The sequence below is a fragment of the Amycolatopsis sp. H20-H5 genome (assembly GCF_035828755.1).
GTDB lineage: Bacteria > Actinomycetota > Actinomycetes > Mycobacteriales > Pseudonocardiaceae > Amycolatopsis.
On record NZ_JAYMZS010000010.1, the window covers coordinates 138358 to 154690 of the forward strand.

At 68.3% G+C, this 16333-nt stretch carries 15 protein-coding genes and 1 pseudogene; 10 read left to right on the forward strand and 6 right to left on the reverse strand.

Features of this window, described 5'->3' with window-relative positions:
- Nucleotides 1-62 precede the first annotated feature (62 nt).
- A complete protein-coding gene (locus QMK34_RS08320) occupies nucleotides 63-503 on the reverse strand; it encodes a GNAT family N-acetyltransferase (protein ID WP_326413106.1) in 441 nt (146 codons plus the stop codon).
- Between the two features lie 89 nt (nucleotides 504-592).
- Nucleotides 593-2185, reverse strand: coding sequence for an amidohydrolase (locus tag QMK34_RS08325; protein ID WP_326413107.1), 1593 nt, complete (start codon nucleotides 2183-2185; stop codon nucleotides 593-595).
- Between the two features lie 46 nt (nucleotides 2186-2231).
- Between QMK34_RS08325 and QMK34_RS08330 the strand changes: the two genes are divergently transcribed.
- Genes QMK34_RS08330 through QMK34_RS08345 form a run of 4 tightly spaced genes read left to right on the forward strand, consistent with a single transcriptional unit; the run spans nucleotide 2232 to nucleotide 5539 of the window.
- Entirely contained in the window at nucleotides 2232-2975 is a 744-nt protein-coding gene (locus QMK34_RS08330) for an enoyl-CoA hydratase/isomerase family protein (RefSeq protein ID WP_326413108.1), read from the forward strand.
- Entirely contained in the window at nucleotides 2972-4516 is a 1545-nt protein-coding gene (locus tag QMK34_RS08335; protein WP_326413109.1) for an ATP-dependent acyl-CoA ligase, read from the forward strand. The genes QMK34_RS08330 and QMK34_RS08335 overlap by 4 nt, the downstream gene beginning before the upstream one ends.
- Complete coding sequence (locus QMK34_RS08340) at nucleotides 4507-5148, forward strand: TetR family transcriptional regulator (protein WP_326413110.1); 642 nt, start codon at nucleotides 4507-4509, stop codon at nucleotides 5146-5148. Before QMK34_RS08335 ends, QMK34_RS08340 begins: the two co-directional genes overlap by 10 nt.
- A gap of 58 nt (nucleotides 5149-5206) precedes the next feature.
- Nucleotides 5207-5539, forward strand: coding sequence for a hypothetical protein (locus QMK34_RS08345; RefSeq protein ID WP_326413111.1), 333 nt, complete (start codon nucleotides 5207-5209; stop codon nucleotides 5537-5539).
- A gap of 297 nt (nucleotides 5540-5836) precedes the next feature.
- On the opposite strand, the gene QMK34_RS08350 is transcribed toward QMK34_RS08345, so the two are convergent.
- Nucleotides 5837-7006 carry an acyl-CoA dehydrogenase family protein gene (locus tag QMK34_RS08350; RefSeq protein WP_326413112.1) on the reverse strand — a complete coding sequence of 390 codons (1170 nt, stop codon included), beginning with the start codon at nucleotides 7004-7006 and terminating at the stop codon, nucleotides 5837-5839.
- 157 nt (nucleotides 7007-7163) lie between these two features.
- Here QMK34_RS08350 and QMK34_RS08355 point away from each other — a divergent pair, with 157 nt between their 5' ends.
- Both QMK34_RS08355 and QMK34_RS08360 read left to right on the forward strand, forming a co-directional pair.
- A complete protein-coding gene (locus tag QMK34_RS08355; protein ID WP_326413113.1) occupies nucleotides 7164-8471 on the forward strand; it encodes a cation:dicarboxylate symporter family transporter in 1308 nt (435 codons plus the stop codon).
- A 22-nt stretch (nucleotides 8472-8493) separates the two neighbouring features.
- On the forward strand, nucleotides 8494-9183 hold the full coding sequence (locus QMK34_RS08360) for a 4'-phosphopantetheinyl transferase family protein (protein WP_326413114.1): 690 nt from the start codon (nucleotides 8494-8496) through the stop codon (nucleotides 9181-9183).
- Between the two features lie 79 nt (nucleotides 9184-9262).
- Here QMK34_RS08360 and QMK34_RS08365 read toward each other — a convergent pair whose 3' ends face one another.
- On the reverse strand, nucleotides 9263-10450 hold the full coding sequence (locus QMK34_RS08365; RefSeq protein ID WP_326413115.1) for an isochorismate synthase: 1188 nt from the start codon (nucleotides 10448-10450) through the stop codon (nucleotides 9263-9265).
- 108 nt (nucleotides 10451-10558) lie between these two features.
- Complete coding sequence (gene mihF / locus QMK34_RS08370; RefSeq protein WP_326413116.1) at nucleotides 10559-10870, reverse strand: integration host factor, actinobacterial type; 312 nt, start codon at nucleotides 10868-10870, stop codon at nucleotides 10559-10561.
- A 458-nt stretch (nucleotides 10871-11328) separates the two neighbouring features.
- Here mihF and QMK34_RS08375 point away from each other — a divergent pair, with 458 nt between their 5' ends.
- The 4 genes from QMK34_RS08375 (at nucleotide 11329) to QMK34_RS08390 (ending at nucleotide 16114) form a co-directional block, all read left to right on the forward strand.
- Complete coding sequence (locus tag QMK34_RS08375; RefSeq protein ID WP_326413117.1) at nucleotides 11329-12957, forward strand: long-chain fatty acid--CoA ligase; 1629 nt, start codon at nucleotides 11329-11331, stop codon at nucleotides 12955-12957.
- Nucleotides 12958-13101: 144 nt separating this feature from the next.
- Entirely contained in the window at nucleotides 13102-14397 is a 1296-nt protein-coding gene (locus tag QMK34_RS08380) for a sugar ABC transporter substrate-binding protein (protein ID WP_326413118.1), read from the forward strand.
- A complete protein-coding gene (locus QMK34_RS08385) occupies nucleotides 14397-15305 on the forward strand; it encodes a carbohydrate ABC transporter permease (protein ID WP_326413119.1) in 909 nt (302 codons plus the stop codon). Before QMK34_RS08380 ends, QMK34_RS08385 begins: the two co-directional genes overlap by 1 nt.
- Complete coding sequence (locus tag QMK34_RS08390; protein WP_326413120.1) at nucleotides 15302-16114, forward strand: carbohydrate ABC transporter permease; 813 nt, start codon at nucleotides 15302-15304, stop codon at nucleotides 16112-16114. Before QMK34_RS08385 ends, QMK34_RS08390 begins: the two co-directional genes overlap by 4 nt.
- Nucleotides 16115-16124: 10 nt before the next feature.
- Here QMK34_RS08390 and QMK34_RS08395 read toward each other — a convergent pair.
- Nucleotides 16125-16333 (reverse strand): annotated as a pseudogene (locus QMK34_RS08395) (hypothetical protein); the annotation flags it as partial.

Below are 16333 nucleotides of genomic sequence, written 5' to 3' on the forward strand. Positions count from 1 at the left end.
CGTTGTGGTCTCTCGCGCGTGAGAGACCACAACTCGTCGACGAGTTGCGGGAAAAACCCGGGTCAGGGGCGCCAGCGGTAGCGAATCCAGTCGGGGACGGGCTCGGCGCCCAGGTTCGCGTAGAACGCTTCGGCCTTTTCGTTGCCCGCCTGCATGTCCCACTCGACGCGGCCGGTGGTGCGGGCGCGCAGGGCGTCGAGCAGTTCGCGGCCGAGGCCGTGGCGACGGTGCTCCGGGCGGACGAACAGGTCGTCCAGCCAGATGCCAGGACGGGCCTCCCAGGTGGAGAAGTTCCAGCTGCAGAAGGCGAATCCCGCGGTCGCGAGCGGCTCGCCGGGCGGGGTGGCGAGGAGCACCCATGCCTTCGGCTCGGGCCCGAAAAGATGCCCGCTCATCTCGGCCCGGTCGAGTTTGAGGTCGTGTTTGTCCTCGTAGACCGCGTGTTCCTCGATCAGCGAGCAGATCTCTTCGATGTCCTCGAACACCGCGTCCCTGACAGGCATCCAGCCCTCCTTGGTGGTTGCGTTGGGAAGTTCGGATTCAGGTTTCGCTGGGCCGTCGAGACCTCCGGCAGACTTCCCAACGTGACCACTTAGGCTTCGTAGACGAGTTCCCCGCCGACTGCCGTCGCGAGCACGCGGACGTCATCAAGGGCATCGGCGTCGGTCACATCGGCGGACAGCACCGCGAAGTCCGCGAGCTTGCCCGGCTCCAGCGTGCCGAGGTCCTGTTCGGCGAAGGCCGCGTACGCCGACCCGTAGGTGTACGCGCGCAGAGCCTCCTCCGGGGTGAGCCGTTCGTCCGGCCCCAGCAGCTCGCCGGAGGCCGTGCGGCGACGCACCATGTCCGCGATCCCGAGCAGCGGCGCGCCGTTCACCACCGGCCGGTCGGAGCTCGCGGGCAGCACACAACCGGCGTCGAGCAGGCTGCGCAGCCGGTAGCACCAGGCCTCGCGCTCCGGCCCGAGCGCGGCGCGCATGCCGTCACCGAGCTCGTTGACGAACCGCCCCTGCGGTGACGCGATCAACCCGAGCTTCGCCAATCGGGTGAGCTCGATCGGGGACAGCACCGCGCAGTGCTCGATCCGGTGCCGATGATCAGCCCGCGGGCTGTGCGCGAGCGCGGCTTCGTACGCGTCGAGCACGACCGTCACCGCGCGGTCACCGATCGCGTGCGTCGCGATCTGCCAGCCCGCCTCGTGCGCGAGCAGGATCGTGTGCGCGATCTCGTCCTCGGGCACCTGGAAGTAGCCGACGTTGTCCGGCTCCCCCGCGAACGGCTCGTGCATCGCGCAGGTCCGGCCGATCAGGGAGCCGTCGGCGAACAGCTTCATCGCGCCGATCCGCAACCGGTCGTCGCCGAAACCCGTGCGCAACCCCAGGTCCAGGCCGAATCCGGCGCCGTCGCTCAGCTCGTGCAGCACGCTCGCCGCGACCATCACCGTGCTCCGTACGCGCAGCACCCCGCGGTCGCGCGCCAGCTGGTACGCCGCGAGCTCCGCGGGGGTCTGCCCGACGAGCCCGCCGCCGACGCCCGCCTCCTGCACGCTGGTGATGCCCTCGGACAGATACCGCGCGCTCGCGCGGTCGAGCCCGCGGACGACGGATTCCAGCGGAACCGGGAAGGTCAGCGGCCGAAGCAGGAGCTGGGCCTGCTCGCGCAGGAGCCCGGTCGGTGAGCCGTCGGCGTCACGCACGACGTCCCCGCCCGGCGGCACGTTCGCGAGGTCGAGCCGCTCCAGGACCGCGGTGTTCACCACAACCATGTGCTCGGAGGTGTGCTTCACCCGGACGAGGTACCCCGGAGCGGCCCGATCGAGCCCCTGGCGCGTCGGATGGCCGCCGTCGAGTTTGTTCTGGTCGTACCCGCGCCCGACGACCCAGGTGCCCGGCGGCAGCTCGGCCGCGCGGCGGGCGATCGCGCCGTAGACGTCGTCGACGGTCTTGCAGTGGTCCACACCGAGCTGGACCTCGTCGAGCCCGATCCCGAAGTGCGCCATGTGGTTGTGCGCGTCGTGGAACCCGGGGACGACGACCGCGCCGCCGAGGTCCACCCGCCCCCGGGCGGACAGCCCCTCGGCGTCCTCCCCGACCGCCACGATCCGGCCGTGCAGCACCGCCAGCGCGGCGGTGCGCTTCCGGCCTGTCAGCACCCGCGCGTTCTCGTACACCGTGTCGACCCGCATGAAGTCGACTCTATCGATCGATCGATCGGTCGTCTAGGCTCGACTCATGAGCACCGTGGACTTCGCCGTCGAAGACGGCATCGCCCTGATCCGGCTGAACCGCCCCGAGCGGCTGAACGCCGTCGTTCCCGCGCTGGTCGACGACCTGCTGATCGCGCTGGACGCCGCCGCCGCGTCCGACGCGAACGCCGTGGTGCTCGCCGGAAACGGCCGCGCCTTCTGCGCCGGCCACGACCTCAAGGAACCTCCCGCCGGGGGCGACTCCCGCGCCCGGCTGGACCGGCTGCAGGACGTCACCCGCCGGATGCGCGGCCTGCGCCAGCCGCTGATCGCCGCGGTCCACGGCTACGCGATCGGCGCGGGCGCCGAGTTCGCGCTCGGCTGCGACCTGGTGATCGCCGCCGAGGACGCCGTGTTCGCCTTCCCCGAGGTCTCACTCGGCCTGAGCGTCACCGGCGCGGCGTCACGCCTGCTCCCCCTGCTGGTCGGGCCGCTCAAGGCGAAGGAACTGCTGTTGCTCGGCGAGCGCGTCGACGGAAAAACCGCCCACGACCTGGGCTTGGTCAACGCCGTCGTACCCGCCGCGGACCTGCTGGACACCGCGCGCGCCTGGGCGCGGAAGATCGCCGGGCACCCCGCCGCCGCGGCCACCATGGCGAAACGCGCGGTCGACGCGGGGATCGACGGCGCGCTGGAGGCCGCGCTCGAGCTCGAGGTCAGCCACGCGCTGATCACCGAACACTCGGCGGCGGTGCAGGCGTCCACCGAGGCGTTCCGGAGCCGGGCATGACCCCGCTCGCCGAAGCGGACACCCTGGTCAAGCTCGTCACCAGGGCCGCCCTGCTCTGGCCGGACAAACCGGCGTGGGTCTTCGACGAGACCGGCGAGCGGTTCACCTTCACCGAAGTCGACGCACGCAGCTCGAAATACGCGCTGGTGCTGCTGGAACTCGGCGTCCAGCAGGGTGACCGCGTCGCCGTGATGCTGCGCAACCAGGCCGAATTCCCGCTGCTCTGGCTGGCGCTGGCCAAGATCGGCGCGGCGCTGGTGCCGGTCAACATCAACTACCGCGAGTTCGACGGCGCCCACGTCCTGAAGCACTCCGGCGCCCGGTTCGCCGTCACCACCGGCGAGTTCGCCGGGTTGCTGAGCGGCATCGCGCCGCAAACCGCCGTCGAACGAGTGCTGACCGTCGACGAGCTCAACGCCCACGAGCCGACGATCGCGGCCACCCGCTTCGACACCACGGCCGAGCAGCCGGTCAACATCCAGTACACCTCCGGCACCACCGGCCCGCCGAAGGGCTGCGTGCTGCCGAACCGGTACTGGACCACGCTGGCGATCGGCCTGGCCACGGACTTCCCCGCGGTCGGCGCCGAAGACGTCCTGCTGACGGCCCAGCCGTTCCACTACATCGATCCACAGTGGAACGTCGCGTTAGGACTCGCGGGCGGCGCGACACTGGTGGTGCTGGACCGGTTTCACCCGTCGACGTTCTGGGCGAAGGTCCGCGAGCACGAGGTCACCTGGTTCTACTGCCTCGGCCTGATGCCCACCCTGCTGCTGCGCCAGCCGGAAGCGGCCGACGACCGGGCGCACAAGGTCCGCGCGATCTGCGCGTCGGCGATCCCCCGCGAGCTGCACGCAGAGCTGGAGGACCGCTGGGGCGTGCCATGGTACGAGGCGTTCGGGATGACCGAGACCGGCGGCGACATCCGGATGGCGCAGGAAGACCACGACGAACTGGTCGGCACCGGGTGCATCGGCAGGCCTTCGCGCGACCGCGAGGTGATGATCGCCGGGCCGGACGGCAAACCGCTGCCGCGCGGCGAAACCGGCGAACTGGCGATCCGTGGCATCGGCCTCATGCACGGCTACCACGACGATTCCGAGTCGACCGCGAAGGCGTTCCTGGACGGCTGGTTCCGCACCGGCGACCTGGCGAGCATGGACGGCGAGGGCCGGGTCTTCTACCTGGGCCGCACCAAGGACATGATCCGCCGCAGCGGCGAGAACGTGTCCGCCGACGAGGTCGAACGAGCACTGCAGCTGCACCCGGCGGTCAAGCTGGCGGCGGTGCTGGCGGTTCCCGACGAGCTGCGCGGCGAGGAGATCAAGGCGTACGTCGTTCCCGAAGGCGAACAGCCGGATCCGGCTGAGCTGGCGGAGTTCTGCGCCGCGAAACTCGCGTACTTCAAGGTGCCGCGGTTCTGGACGTTCCCGGCGGAACTGCCGATGACGCCGTCCGAGCGCGTCGCCAAGGGCGAGCTGCGCAAGGTCGCCGACCTGCGGGCGGGCGCCTGGGACGCGAAAAGCGGCGAATGGCAGTGACGAGCCGGGAGCGTGTCCGGCTGGCCGCGGTGAAACTGTTCGCCGCCAAGGGTTTCCACGGCACAGGTATCCGGGATCTGGCCCAGGAGGCCAAGCTTTCGTCGGCGAGCCTCTACCACTACATGGGCACCAAAGAGGACTTACTCGCCGCGATCATGACCGAATCGCTACGCCGCCTGCTCGACGCCGCCGAGCAGGCGTGCGAGGGCGTCGACGAACCGGCGGAACGGCTGCGCACCCTGGTCGAGCTGCACGTGCTCGCCCACGCCGTCCAGCCGTCGGAAACCCGGGTGGTGGACAACGAGGTGTCCGCGCTGTCCCCGGAAGCACGCGCGCCGGTGGTGGCGCTCCGCGACGCGTACGAGCGCCTGTGGGCCGACGCGATAGCCGACGGCGTCGCGAGCGGAACGTTCGCGACCGCACATCCGGCGGTGACCAGGCTGGCGTTGCTGGAGATGTGCAGCGGGGTGGCGAGGTGGTATTCGCCACGTGGGCCACTTTCACTCGATCAGCTGGCAGCGCACTACTCCGAGCTCGCGATGCGGGCACTGGGATGCGCCTTTGCCAGCGGGCATACCGGCGCCGGCCGGTGCCGCGAAGTGGTCTCCAGAGTGTGGGGCGTGCCTGTTTAGCGGGGCTTTTACCTGCTTACGCCTTGCTCAGACGGCCTTACTGGGGGACGCTCGAAGGGTGACTGAGCAAACGATCCAACTGGAACTGGACGACTCGGGTCTCGCACCAGGCTTGCCGGTGCCGGCAAACCCCCGCGATCAGGTACAGGATGTGCCCTATCGCCCGGTCGAGTTTCGCGATGATGATCTCCCCAACGCGCTGGAGCGGTGCTCCAAGTGGCTACGCCAGGCTCAGGAGTGGCTCGGTGAGCCGGTCGACGTGCTCGCCATCCACCTCGACTACGACGACCGCAAGGGTTCGCCGTATTACGACGTGAAGCTGCTCTGCAACGAGGAAGACCTCGCCGGCGTCCCCATCGCCATGCGCAAGAGCAACGAAACCGACTCCTAACCCCCCTACTTCGAACTGCCCCTGAAGGCCACCATCACGGCGTAAAACGCCGTGATGGTGGCCTTCAGGGGCATCTAAGCGGGAAAGCCCAGCAGCAGCGGCAGCGGCAGCGGCAGCGGCAGTAGACCCGCCACCGGGTCTCTGTGAGCTCTGCGAGCAGAGACTTCACGCGGCGCGCCCTCTTTCGCGGCCGCCAGGCCGCACGAACTCGCGACGGTGCACCGGCGCCGCACCACGCGACCACGCACCTGCCCAGGCGCCGGTGTGGCGGCGCGAGTCCGTGAGCGCGCTCGCCAATTAACCGAGCACGCCGCCGATCTTGACGTGCCCCTTCAGCAGGTTGCGTGCGATCGTGCGGCGCTGGATCTCGTCGGTGCCCTCGTAGATGCGCAGCAGGCGCAGCTCGCGGTACCAGCGCTCGACGGGCAGTTCGCGCGTGTAGCCCATGCCGCCGTGGATCTGCAGGACGCGGTCGACGATCTCGTTCGCCTTCTGGCCGCCGTACAGCTTCGCGATCGACTGCGCGTGACGCGAGTCGAGGCCCTGGTCGACCTGCCAAGCAGCGTGCAGCACGAGCCAGCGCAGGGCTTCCAGCTCGACGCCGGAGTCGGCGATCATCCACTGGATGGCCTGGCGCTCGGCGATCTTCTGCCCGAACGTCTCGCGGTTGTTGGCGTGCTCGATGGCCATCGAGATGAGCCGCTCGCACGAACCGATCGCGTGCGCCGGGAGGATGTAGCGCCCGCGGCCGATCCACTGCATGGCCAGTTCGAACCCGCGGCCGACCTCGCCGAGGATCTGCGTTTCGGGCACGCGGACGTCTTCGAAGACCAGCGCCGCCGGGCCCCACTCGCCCATGGTGTCGATGTACTCGGACTTCCAGCCGGCGTCGCGGTCGACGAGGAAACAGGTGACGCCGCCGTCGGCGCCCTTCTCCGGGTCGGTCACGGCGAACACCATCACGAAGTCGGCTTCGTTGCCGCCGGTGATGAAGGTCTTCTCGCCGTTGATGATCCAGTCCGTGCCGTCCTTCTTGGCGGACGTCCGGATCGCGCGGGCGTCGGAACCGGCGCCCGGCTCGGTGATCGCGAAGCAGGACTTGCGCTCACCGGAAATCGTCGGCAGCAGGTAGCGCTGCTTCTGCTCTTCGTTGGCGTGGAACAGAATGTTGTCCGCGGCGCCGCCGAAGCGGAACGGCACGAACGTGCGGCCGAGCTCGGCTTCGAGCAGCGCGGTCATCACCGCGGACAGGCCCATGCCGCCGTACTCCTCGGGCGTCTGCACGCCCCAGAAACCGGACTCCTTGGCCTTGAGCTGCAGCGCGGTCAGTTCCTCGCCGGTGATGCCCGGCTGGCCCGCGCGCTCGCGGCGGAGGACTTCCTGCTCGAGCGGCACCAGCTCACGCTGGACGAAGGTGCGGACCCAGTCACGCACTTCCCGCTCTTCGACACTCAGAGTGAAATCCATGGTGGACCGGCTCCTCAACTCACCTGGTACGCGCCCACCGCCGGGGCGCTCGGATGCTGGCTAAGCGCTTGCTTAGTAGAGCGTACCTCCTCGGTTGTCGGGCGCGCCGGTCTTGGCATAGGTTTCCCCCGCCCGATCAGGCGTCAGAGGAGACGACATGACCGCCGAACCACCCGTCCAGAAGCGAGACAGGACACATTTCCTGTACCTGGCGGTCATCGCCGCGGTCGTGCTCGGCATCGCCGTCGGCCTGGTGTTCCCGAGCTTCGCCAAGGGCCTGGCGCCGCTCGGCACGGGGTTCGTGAACCTGATCAAGATGATGATCTCGCCGATCATCTTCTGCACGATCGTGCTCGGCGTCGGCTCGGTGGCGAAGGCCGCGAAGGTCGGCCGCGTGGGCGGGCTCGCCATCGGCTACTTCCTGCTCATGTCGACCGTCGCGCTGGCCATCGGCCTGGTCGTCGGCAACATCCTGCACCCCGGCAGCGGCCTGCACCTGACCCCCGACCTCGCCAAGAAGGGCCAGGCCCAGGTCACGGCCAGCGCGAGCACCGCGGACTTCCTGCTCGGCATCATCCCGAAGACGCTGATCTCGGCGTTCACCGAAGGACAGGTGCTGCAGACACTGCTCGTCGCGCTGCTCGCCGGGTTCGCGGTGCAGAAACTCGGCACCAGGGGCGAGCCGATCCGGCGTGGGATCGAGCACATCCAGCGGCTCGTCTTCCGGATCCTCGCGATGATCATGTGGGTGGCGCCGGTCGGCGCGTTCGGCGCGATCGCGGCGGTGGTCGGCCAGACGGGCTGGAAGGCGCTCGAGAGCCTGCTGGTGATCATGGTCGGCTTCTACGTCACCTGCCTGCTGTTCGTTTTCGTGATCCTCGGCACGATGCTGCGGCTGATGGCCGGGATGAACATCTTCAAGCTGTTCAAGTACCTCGGTCGCGAGTTCCTGCTGATCCTCTCGACCTCGTCCTCGGAATCGGCGCTGCCACGGCTGATCGCGAAGATGGAGCACCTCGGCGTGAGCAAGCCGGTGGTCGGCATCACCGTGCCGACGGGGTACTCGTTCAACCTCGACGGCACCGCGATCTACCTCACGATGGCCTCGATCTTCATCGCCGACGCGCTGGACAAGCCGCTGTCGATCGGCGAGCAGATCTCGTTGCTGGTGTTCATGATCATCGCCTCGAAGGGCGCCGCCGGGGTCACCGGCGCGGGCCTCGCGACGCTGGCAGGCGGCCTGTCCTCACACCGGCCGGAGCTCGTCGACGGCGTCGGCTTCATCGTCGGGGTCGACCGGTTCATGTCCGAAGCGCGCGCGATGACCAACTTCGCGGGCAACGCCGTCGCGACGGTACTCATCGGCACCTGGACAAAGGAGATCGACACCGAACAGGTGAATAGGACACTCTCGGGTGAGTCACCGTTCGACGAGGCGACCTTGCTGGACGAGCGGCAAGGCTGAACGAACACGGGGGAAAGACTTCATGATCGATTGTGTGGTGTGGTGGTCCGCGCCGCTGCCGAACGAGCAGCGGTTCCTGCGGTTGCTCGACGAAACCGAGCACGGACGGCATGTCGCGTACCGCCAGGAGCTCGACAAACAGCGGTTCCTGACCGGCAGGGTGCTGGCCAAGACGCTGGCGGCGGAGCGGCTCGGCCGGGCCGTCGAGGCCATCAGGTTCGACTCGGCCTGCGAGGACTGCGGCAAGCCGCACGGCAGGCCGAAGGTGCCGGGCGCGGACCTGATGCTGTCGATCTCCCATTCGGGTGACCTGATCGGAGTAGCGGCGACGAGTGGCACGCCGGTCGGCCTCGACGTCGAAACCGCGAAGAGGCGCGCGGACAACTCCCTGATCGAGTACGCGCTGAGCCCGGCGGAGCAGCAGGCGCTGCACGGGCTGACCGACGACGAGCGCGCGACGGCGTTCTTCACCTACTGGACGCGCAAGGAAGCGGTGATGAAGGCCACCGGCAAGGGCCTGAAGATCCCGTTGCAGAGCATCACGTTCTCGGCGTACGACAAGCCCGCCGAGCTGATCGTCTCCAGCGACAGCGCGCTGGACCCCGCCCGTACGCGCCTGAAGGACCTGAAGGCGCGCGACGGCTACCGCGCGGCCGTCGCGCTCCTGACGTCCGAGGACATCAACGTCACCGAGGTTGACCGCGAGTTCTAGGGATTGCTGAAGGTCGCCCTTGCTGCGTTCAACGCACCGAGGGTCGCCTTTGGTGCGCTCAACGCACTGAAGGCGACCTTCAGCCGCTCTGGCCGGTGACCAGCGGTTCGAGGCCCATGGCCTGGAGCAGGATCCAGAACTTCGCCGAGGTCTCCTCGAGTTCGGCGTGCGGGTCGGACGCCGGAACGATGCCACCGCCCGCGTAGAGCCGCATCGACGTCGCGGCGATCTCGGCGCAGCGGATCGCGACCGCCCACTCGCCGTCGCCCTGAGCGTCCACCCAGCCGACCGCACCCGCGTAGTAAGCACGGTCGAACGGCTCGAGCTCGCAGACCAGTGAGCGCGCGTCCGCGGTCGGCGTGCCGCAGATGGCGGGTGTGGGATGCAGCGCGGCGGCGAGGTGCAGCGCGGTGACACCGGGGTCGTCGAGCTCGCCGGTGATGGTGGTGCCGAGATGCCACACCGCCGGGTTCCCCACCAGCACGGGCTCGGCGGGGACGTCGAGGCGGCGGCAGAACGGCCGCAGGATCTCCACCACGGCCTCGGTCAGCACGGCGTGCTCGACGTGGTCCTTCTTCGAGGCCATCAGCGCGTCGGCGTTCGCCCGGTCCACGGCCGGGTCCGCCGAGCGGGGCATCGACCCGGCGTGCGGATGCGAGCGGACGTGCCGTCCCTCACGGGCGAGCAGCAGTTCGGGGGTGGCGCCGACCATGGTCCGGCCCAGCGGCAGCTCGGCCGCGTAGCCGTAGCCGCGCGGGTTGTCCTGTACGAGGTTGCGCAGGATGGTCTCGACCCGGATCGGATCGGCGAATTCGAGGTCGAGCGCCCTGGCGAGGACGACCTTGCGCAGGTCACGGTCCTTCAGGGCCTGTACGGCCCGTGCGACGGCCTCGAGATGGAGTTCGGGCAGCGGCACCTGCTTCGTCGCCAGGGGGCGCGGCAGGGACTCTCGCGGCAGCAATGCGGCCTCGGGGTGAGCGGGGCCGCCGACGCGCAGTTCACGGGGGATGACCATCCGGCCGGGTGTCGCCGCCTCGGGCCGGGTGTCGAACGGCAGGATGCCGACCGCCATCGGCACCGCGGCGGTGGCCAGCCGGGTGGAGACTGCTTCGGCCAGGCGGACCGGGTCCATGTCGGTCAGCACCGTCTCGGCGCCGCGGCCGAGCACTGTCCGCTGAGGGGAGGCGAAGAGGAAGTCACCCCGCGCGTAGGACCGGAGCAGGTCGTCCGTCTTCACCGAAGCCGTTCTCGCGGCACTCTGGGTCACGTCTTCCAGCGTCCCAGGGTTGAGGAGTGGTGAGGGGAAAGTGTCGCCAGCGCAACATGTCGCGACGGCGACACTCCCCCCTCACTGCCCCTGAGCTGCGAAAACGTTCTACTTGAGCGCGTCGAGCAGCGCTTCGCGCTGACGATCGCCAAGGCCGGCGGCACGCCGGTCGGGGTCGATACCGGCCTGCTCGAGCAGGGCGGCGACCTTGACCGCGCCCAAGCCCGGCACGGCCTTGAGGAGCTGCATGACCTTCGTCTTACCGATGGTCTTGTTCTCCTTGGCCTGCTTGAGCACCTTGTCGATGCTCTCCTGGCCGGATTTGATCGAGGCAAGCAGCTCGGAGCGGGCCTTACGAGCGATGGCCGCCTTGGCCAAGGCGTCGGCGCGCTGCTCCGGAGTCAACGTGGGCAGAGCCAACGTAGTAGTCCTTTCATCTCAGGTGTCCGCTTTCGCGGCCGACAGCTTTTCCGATGCTTGCAAGTGCAAGCGCAGGCCAGCCGTCTCTTACCACCGCTCCAGTAAACGCCACACGGTGGACGGCGGTGAAACCGACACGCACTTATTACCCCTCCACCACCCGACGGGCAACCCGTCACGCTTGGCCCTTGGCCTGCGAAAACGTGTCACGTAACACTGTTTTTACTGGATGAACCACCCAGTTGAGGGGTACTCCGGAAACTGCGTAGTCAGAGGTTTTTCCTTGCGCACAAGGAAAAACCTCACAGAAGTCGATCTTGGTCGACAATTGCCCACCACCCGTCAGAGGGACACCGTGACCGAACGGTTGCCTGTGTTGACCATGCCCGTTTCACCCCTTCCGCATTAGAGTCGCCCCAACCCCAGTTCACCGGCGAACCAGCACCACGGGAGTCACGATGTTGAGCACGATGCAGGACGGGCAGCTGTCGCTGGCGAGGCTGCTCCGCCACGGAAGCACGGTGCATTCGGAAAGCGAAGTCATCACCTGGACCGGTTCAGAAGCCCGGCGGGAGACCTACGGCGAGCTAGGCAAGCACGCCGCCCGGCTGGCCAACGCCCTGCGCGGGCTCGGCATCACCGGCGACCAGCGCGTCGGCACCTTCATGTGGAACAACGCCGAGCACCTGGCCGCCTACCTCGCCATCCCGGCGATGGGCGCGGTGCTGCACACCCTGAACATCCGGCTGTTCCCCGAGCAGCTGGTCTTCGTCGCGAACCACGCCGAGGACCAGGTCGTCATCGTCGACGGCACGCTGGTCCCGCTGCTGGCCAAGCAGCTGCCCGAGCTCAAGACGGTCAAGCACGTCATCGTCGCCAACGGCGACGCCTCGGCCCTGCAGGCGCCCGCGGGCGTCACCGTCCACTCCTACGACGAGCTGCTGGCCGCCCAGTCCGACGAGTTCGACTGGCCGGAGATCGACGAGCGCTCGGCCGCCGCGATGTGTTATACCTCGGGCACCACGGGTGACCCCAAGGGCGTCGTCTACTCGCACCGGTCCATCTGGCTGCACTCGATGCAGGTCTGCATGACCGACAGCATGCAGCTCGCGCAGCACGACAAGGCCCTCGCGATCGTGCCGATGTTCCACGCGATGGCCTGGGGCATGCCGTACGCCGCGCTGATGGTCGGCGCGTCGCTCGTGATGCCGGACCGCTTCCTGCAGCCCAAGCCGCTCGCCGAACTGCTCGCCGCGGTGAAGCCGACCTTCGCTGGCGCCGTGCCGACCGTCTGGCAGGGCCTGCTGGCCCATCTCGACGCGAACCCGCAGGACATCTCCCACCTGCGTGAGGTCGTCGTCGGCGGGTCCGCGGTGCCGCCGTCGCTGATGCACGCCTTCCAGGAACGCTACGACGTCCCGATCCTGCACGCCTGGGGCATGACCGAAACCTCGCCGCTGGGCAGCGTCGCCCGCCCGCCCGCCGCCGCGACCGGCGACCAGGTCTGGGCGTACCGCTACACGCAGGGCCGCTTCCCGGCGTCGGTCAGCGCCCGGCTGATCGGCGACTCCGGCGAGGTTCTGCCCTGGGATGGCCAGGCCGTCGGCGAGCTCGAAGTCCAGGGTCCCTGGATCACAGCGTCGTACTTCGGAGGCGCTGACATCGATCCGGACAAGTTCCACGACGGCTGGCTGCGCACCGGCGACGTCGGCAAGATCAGCCACGACGGCTTCCTCACGCTGACCGACCGCGCCAAGGACGTCATCAAGTCCGGCGGCGAGTGGATCTCGTCGGTCGACCTGGAGAACCAGGTGATGGCGCACCCCGCCGTCGCCGAGGCGGCCGTGGTCGGCATCCCGGACGAGAAGTGGGACGAACGCCCGCTGGTCGCCGTAGTGGTCAAGGAGGGCCAGAGCGTCACCGCGACGGACCTGCGCGACTTCCTCGCCGACAAGGTCGCGAAGTGGCAGCTGCCCGAGTACTGGACTTTCGTGGACGAAGTGCCCAAGACGAGCGTCGGCAAGTTCGACAAGAAGCGGCTTCGCGCGTTCCACTCCGAGGGAAAGCTCGACATAGCGCAGCTCTAACGGGTAAATCTCCGGCGAGTCTTCGAGCCCCTGAAGGCCACCATGAGGGACTCTGAGTCCCTCAAGCCCGTCACCGACGAGGCGACGGGCTTGAGGGAACACAGTGGCCTTCAGGGGCAGTCGTCAAAGGGTGGGTAACTGGGGATGCAGCAGCACAGCAGGCGCGGATTCTTGTCGTTGGCGAGCATGGCCGCGGTCGGCGCGGTGGTGACAGCGTGTGGATCGGACACCGGGCGTCAGGGCAACCCGCCGCCCTCGACGGCGTCGTCCGCCGCGCCGCCGACGCCGGACAAGGCGACGCTCCAGCAGTGGTACCACGCGTATGGCGAGGAGGGCGTCCAGGACGCCGTCAAGCGCTACGCGGCCGCGTACCCGGGCGCGACGGTGAAAGTCCAATGGAACCCCGGCGACTACGACTCGAAGATCGTCACCGCGCTGCAGAACAGTGCCGTGCCGGACGTGTTCGAGGCGCAGGTCAAGATCGACTGGGTGCGGCAGAAGCAGGTCGTCGCGCTGGACGACCTGCTCACTCCGATCAAGGCCGACTTCAGCCCCGCCGTGCTGGCGGCGCAGACCGTCGAGGGCAAGGTCTACGGCATCCCGCAGGCGACCGACACCCAGGTCCTCTACTACCGCAAGAGCCTCCTGCAGGCCGCGGGCGTGCAGCCGCCGCAGACGGTCGACGAGCTGATCGACGCGGCCGCGAAGCTCACGAAGGACGGCGTCAAAGGCCTCTTCGCGGGCAATGACGGCGGCGTCGGCACGCTGACCGGGCCACTGCTGTGGTCCGCCGGGCTCGACTACCTCAAGGAAGACAACAAGGCCGTCGGTTTCGACGACCCGCGCGCGGCGACGGCGTTCGGCAAGCTGCGGACGTTGAACACCAACGGCTCACTGCTGCTCGGCGCGCCGACGGACTGGTCGGATCCAGCCGCGTTCATCGACGGGCTCGCGGCGATGCAGTGGTCCGGGCTGTGGAACGTGCCGAAGATCCAGGAAGCGCTGAAGGACGACTTCGGCGTGCTGGCCTTCCCGAAGCTCGACTCGAGCGGGGCGCCTTCGGTGCCTGTCGGCGCGTACGGCGCGATGATCAACGCCAAGAGCAAGAACGTCCAGGCCGCCAAGGACTTCGTGAAGTGGCTCTGGATCGACCAGACCACCGATCAGCTGGAGTTCGCGACCAAGTTCGGCTTCCACGTCCCCGCCCGGCAGAGCCTGGTGGACAAGGCCGACAGCCTCAAGAGCGGCCCCGCGGCCGACGCCGCCCGGTTCGTCAAGGAGAACAGCCATCTGATCGGCGGTCCCGTGTGGACACAGCCGTCGAACACCGCGCTGGCCGACGCCGTCGCGAAGATCGCGAAGGAAGGCGCCGACCCGGCCGCCGAGACCAAGAAAGCCGTCGACACCGCGAAGGCCGAGCTCAAGCGCCTGTTCGGTTGATGGTCTCCAGAAAAGCGCGGGACGCCCGTTCGTTCTGGCTGTTCGTCGGGCCGTTCCTGGTCGGCCTGGCCGTGTTCGCGTACCTGCCGATCGGGTGGAGCGTCTACCTCTCGTTCTTCGACGCACGCAACACGGTCACGCCGACGACGTTCGTCGGGCTGGACAACTACGCGGAGATGCTGAGCAACGAGGCGTTCCTCTCGAGCCTCGGCACGTTCAGCGTCTTCGCTCTCTTCATCGTCCCGCTCACCTTCGTGCTGTCGCTGCTGTTGGCGCTCGGCGTGCACCAGCTGCAGTTCGCGCGCGCGTTCTTCCGGTCGGTGTTCTTCCTGCCGTTCGCCTGCTCGTACGTGGTGGCGTCGCTGATCTGGAAGACGTCGCTGTTCTCGGGCGTGCGGTACGGGCTCGCGAACACCTTGCTCAGCCTGTTCGACATCGAGCCGGTCGCGTGGACCGGGACGGTGCGTCCGCCGCTGTACTGGATCGTGCTGGTGACCGCGCGGCTGTGGCTTCAGCTGGGGTTCTACATGATCCTGTTCCTCGCGGCACTGCAACGGATCCCCGGCCAGCTCTACGAAGCCGCGTGGCTCGACGGCGCGAAGCCGGGCTGGCAGATCTTCCGGTACATCACGCTGCCGCAACTGCGGGCGACCTCGGTCGCGGTGCTGCTGCTCAACCTGATCAACGCGTACCAGGCGTTCGACGAGTTCTACAACATCATGGGCGACTCGCGCGGCTATCCGCCGTTCGCGCGGCCACCGCTGGTCTACCTCTACTACACGTCGCTCGGCTCGGGCGGCCAGGACCTGGGCCGCGGCAGCGCGGGGGCGGTGATCCTGGCGCTGCTCATCGCGCTGGTGACGCTGTTGCAGGGCAAGGCATTCCGCTTCGGGAAGGCGGCCTCATGAAGGTGTTGCGCTGGATCGCGCTGCTGATCGGGGCGGTGCTGTTCCTGCTGCCGTTCTACCTGTTGCTGCGCAACGGCCTGGCCACCCGCGCGGAGATCACCGCGCCGAACTGGACGCTGTTCCCGTCGACCCTGCACTGGGAGAACCTGGGACAGCTCTTCTCACTGCAGGACGTCCCGTTCGCGCGAAGCCTGCTCAACTCCGTCGTCGTGTCGGTGCTGCAGACCATCGGCCTGCTCATCGTGTGTTCGCTCGCCGGGTACGGCCTGGCCAGAATCCCTTACCAGCACTCGAAAGCGATGCTGTACGCGGTGATCGCGACACTGATGATCCCGACGTCGGTCACCTTCGTGCCCAGCTTCGTCGTCGTGTCGACCCTCGGCTGGCTCTCGGACCTGCGCGGCCTGGTGATCCCGGGGCTGTTCAGCGCCTTCAGTGTTTTCCTGTTCCGGCAGTACTTTGTGGACTTCCCGCTCGAGCTGGAGGAGGCCGGGCGGATGGACGGCCTGAGCCGCTGGGGCGTGTTCTGGCGGATCGTGGTGCCGAACTCGCGCGGCTTCTTCGCGGCGATCGCGGTGATCACGTTCATCGGCAGCTGGAACGCGTTCCTCTGGCCGCTGATCATCGCCCAGTCGCCCGAGTCGTGGACCGTCCAGGTGGCCCTGTCCGGCCTCCTGACCTCCCAGAACCCGCAGCTCAACCTCCTCTTCCTGGCCGCGGCGGTCTCGATCCTCCCGATCGTCGCGCTTTTCGTCTTCCTCCAGCGCTACCTCGTCCAAGGCGTCGCCGAATCCGGCCTCAAGGGCTAGTACTACAGGGCTAGATCTCTAGCATCTGGAGGCGGAGGCGTCGTCTGAAGTGGCTTCTTCGTGCGTCTGCCTGGTGTCCGCGTCGCCAGGCCGACGCACGGAGGCCCTGGTCGATGACGTGATCGTCTTTGTCGATGAGGTTGAACAGGCGTCGGATCTCGGCGATCGAGAGCGCGACCAAGTGGCGGGCCCGGGTGGTCATGGTGTGCGGCTTGTCCA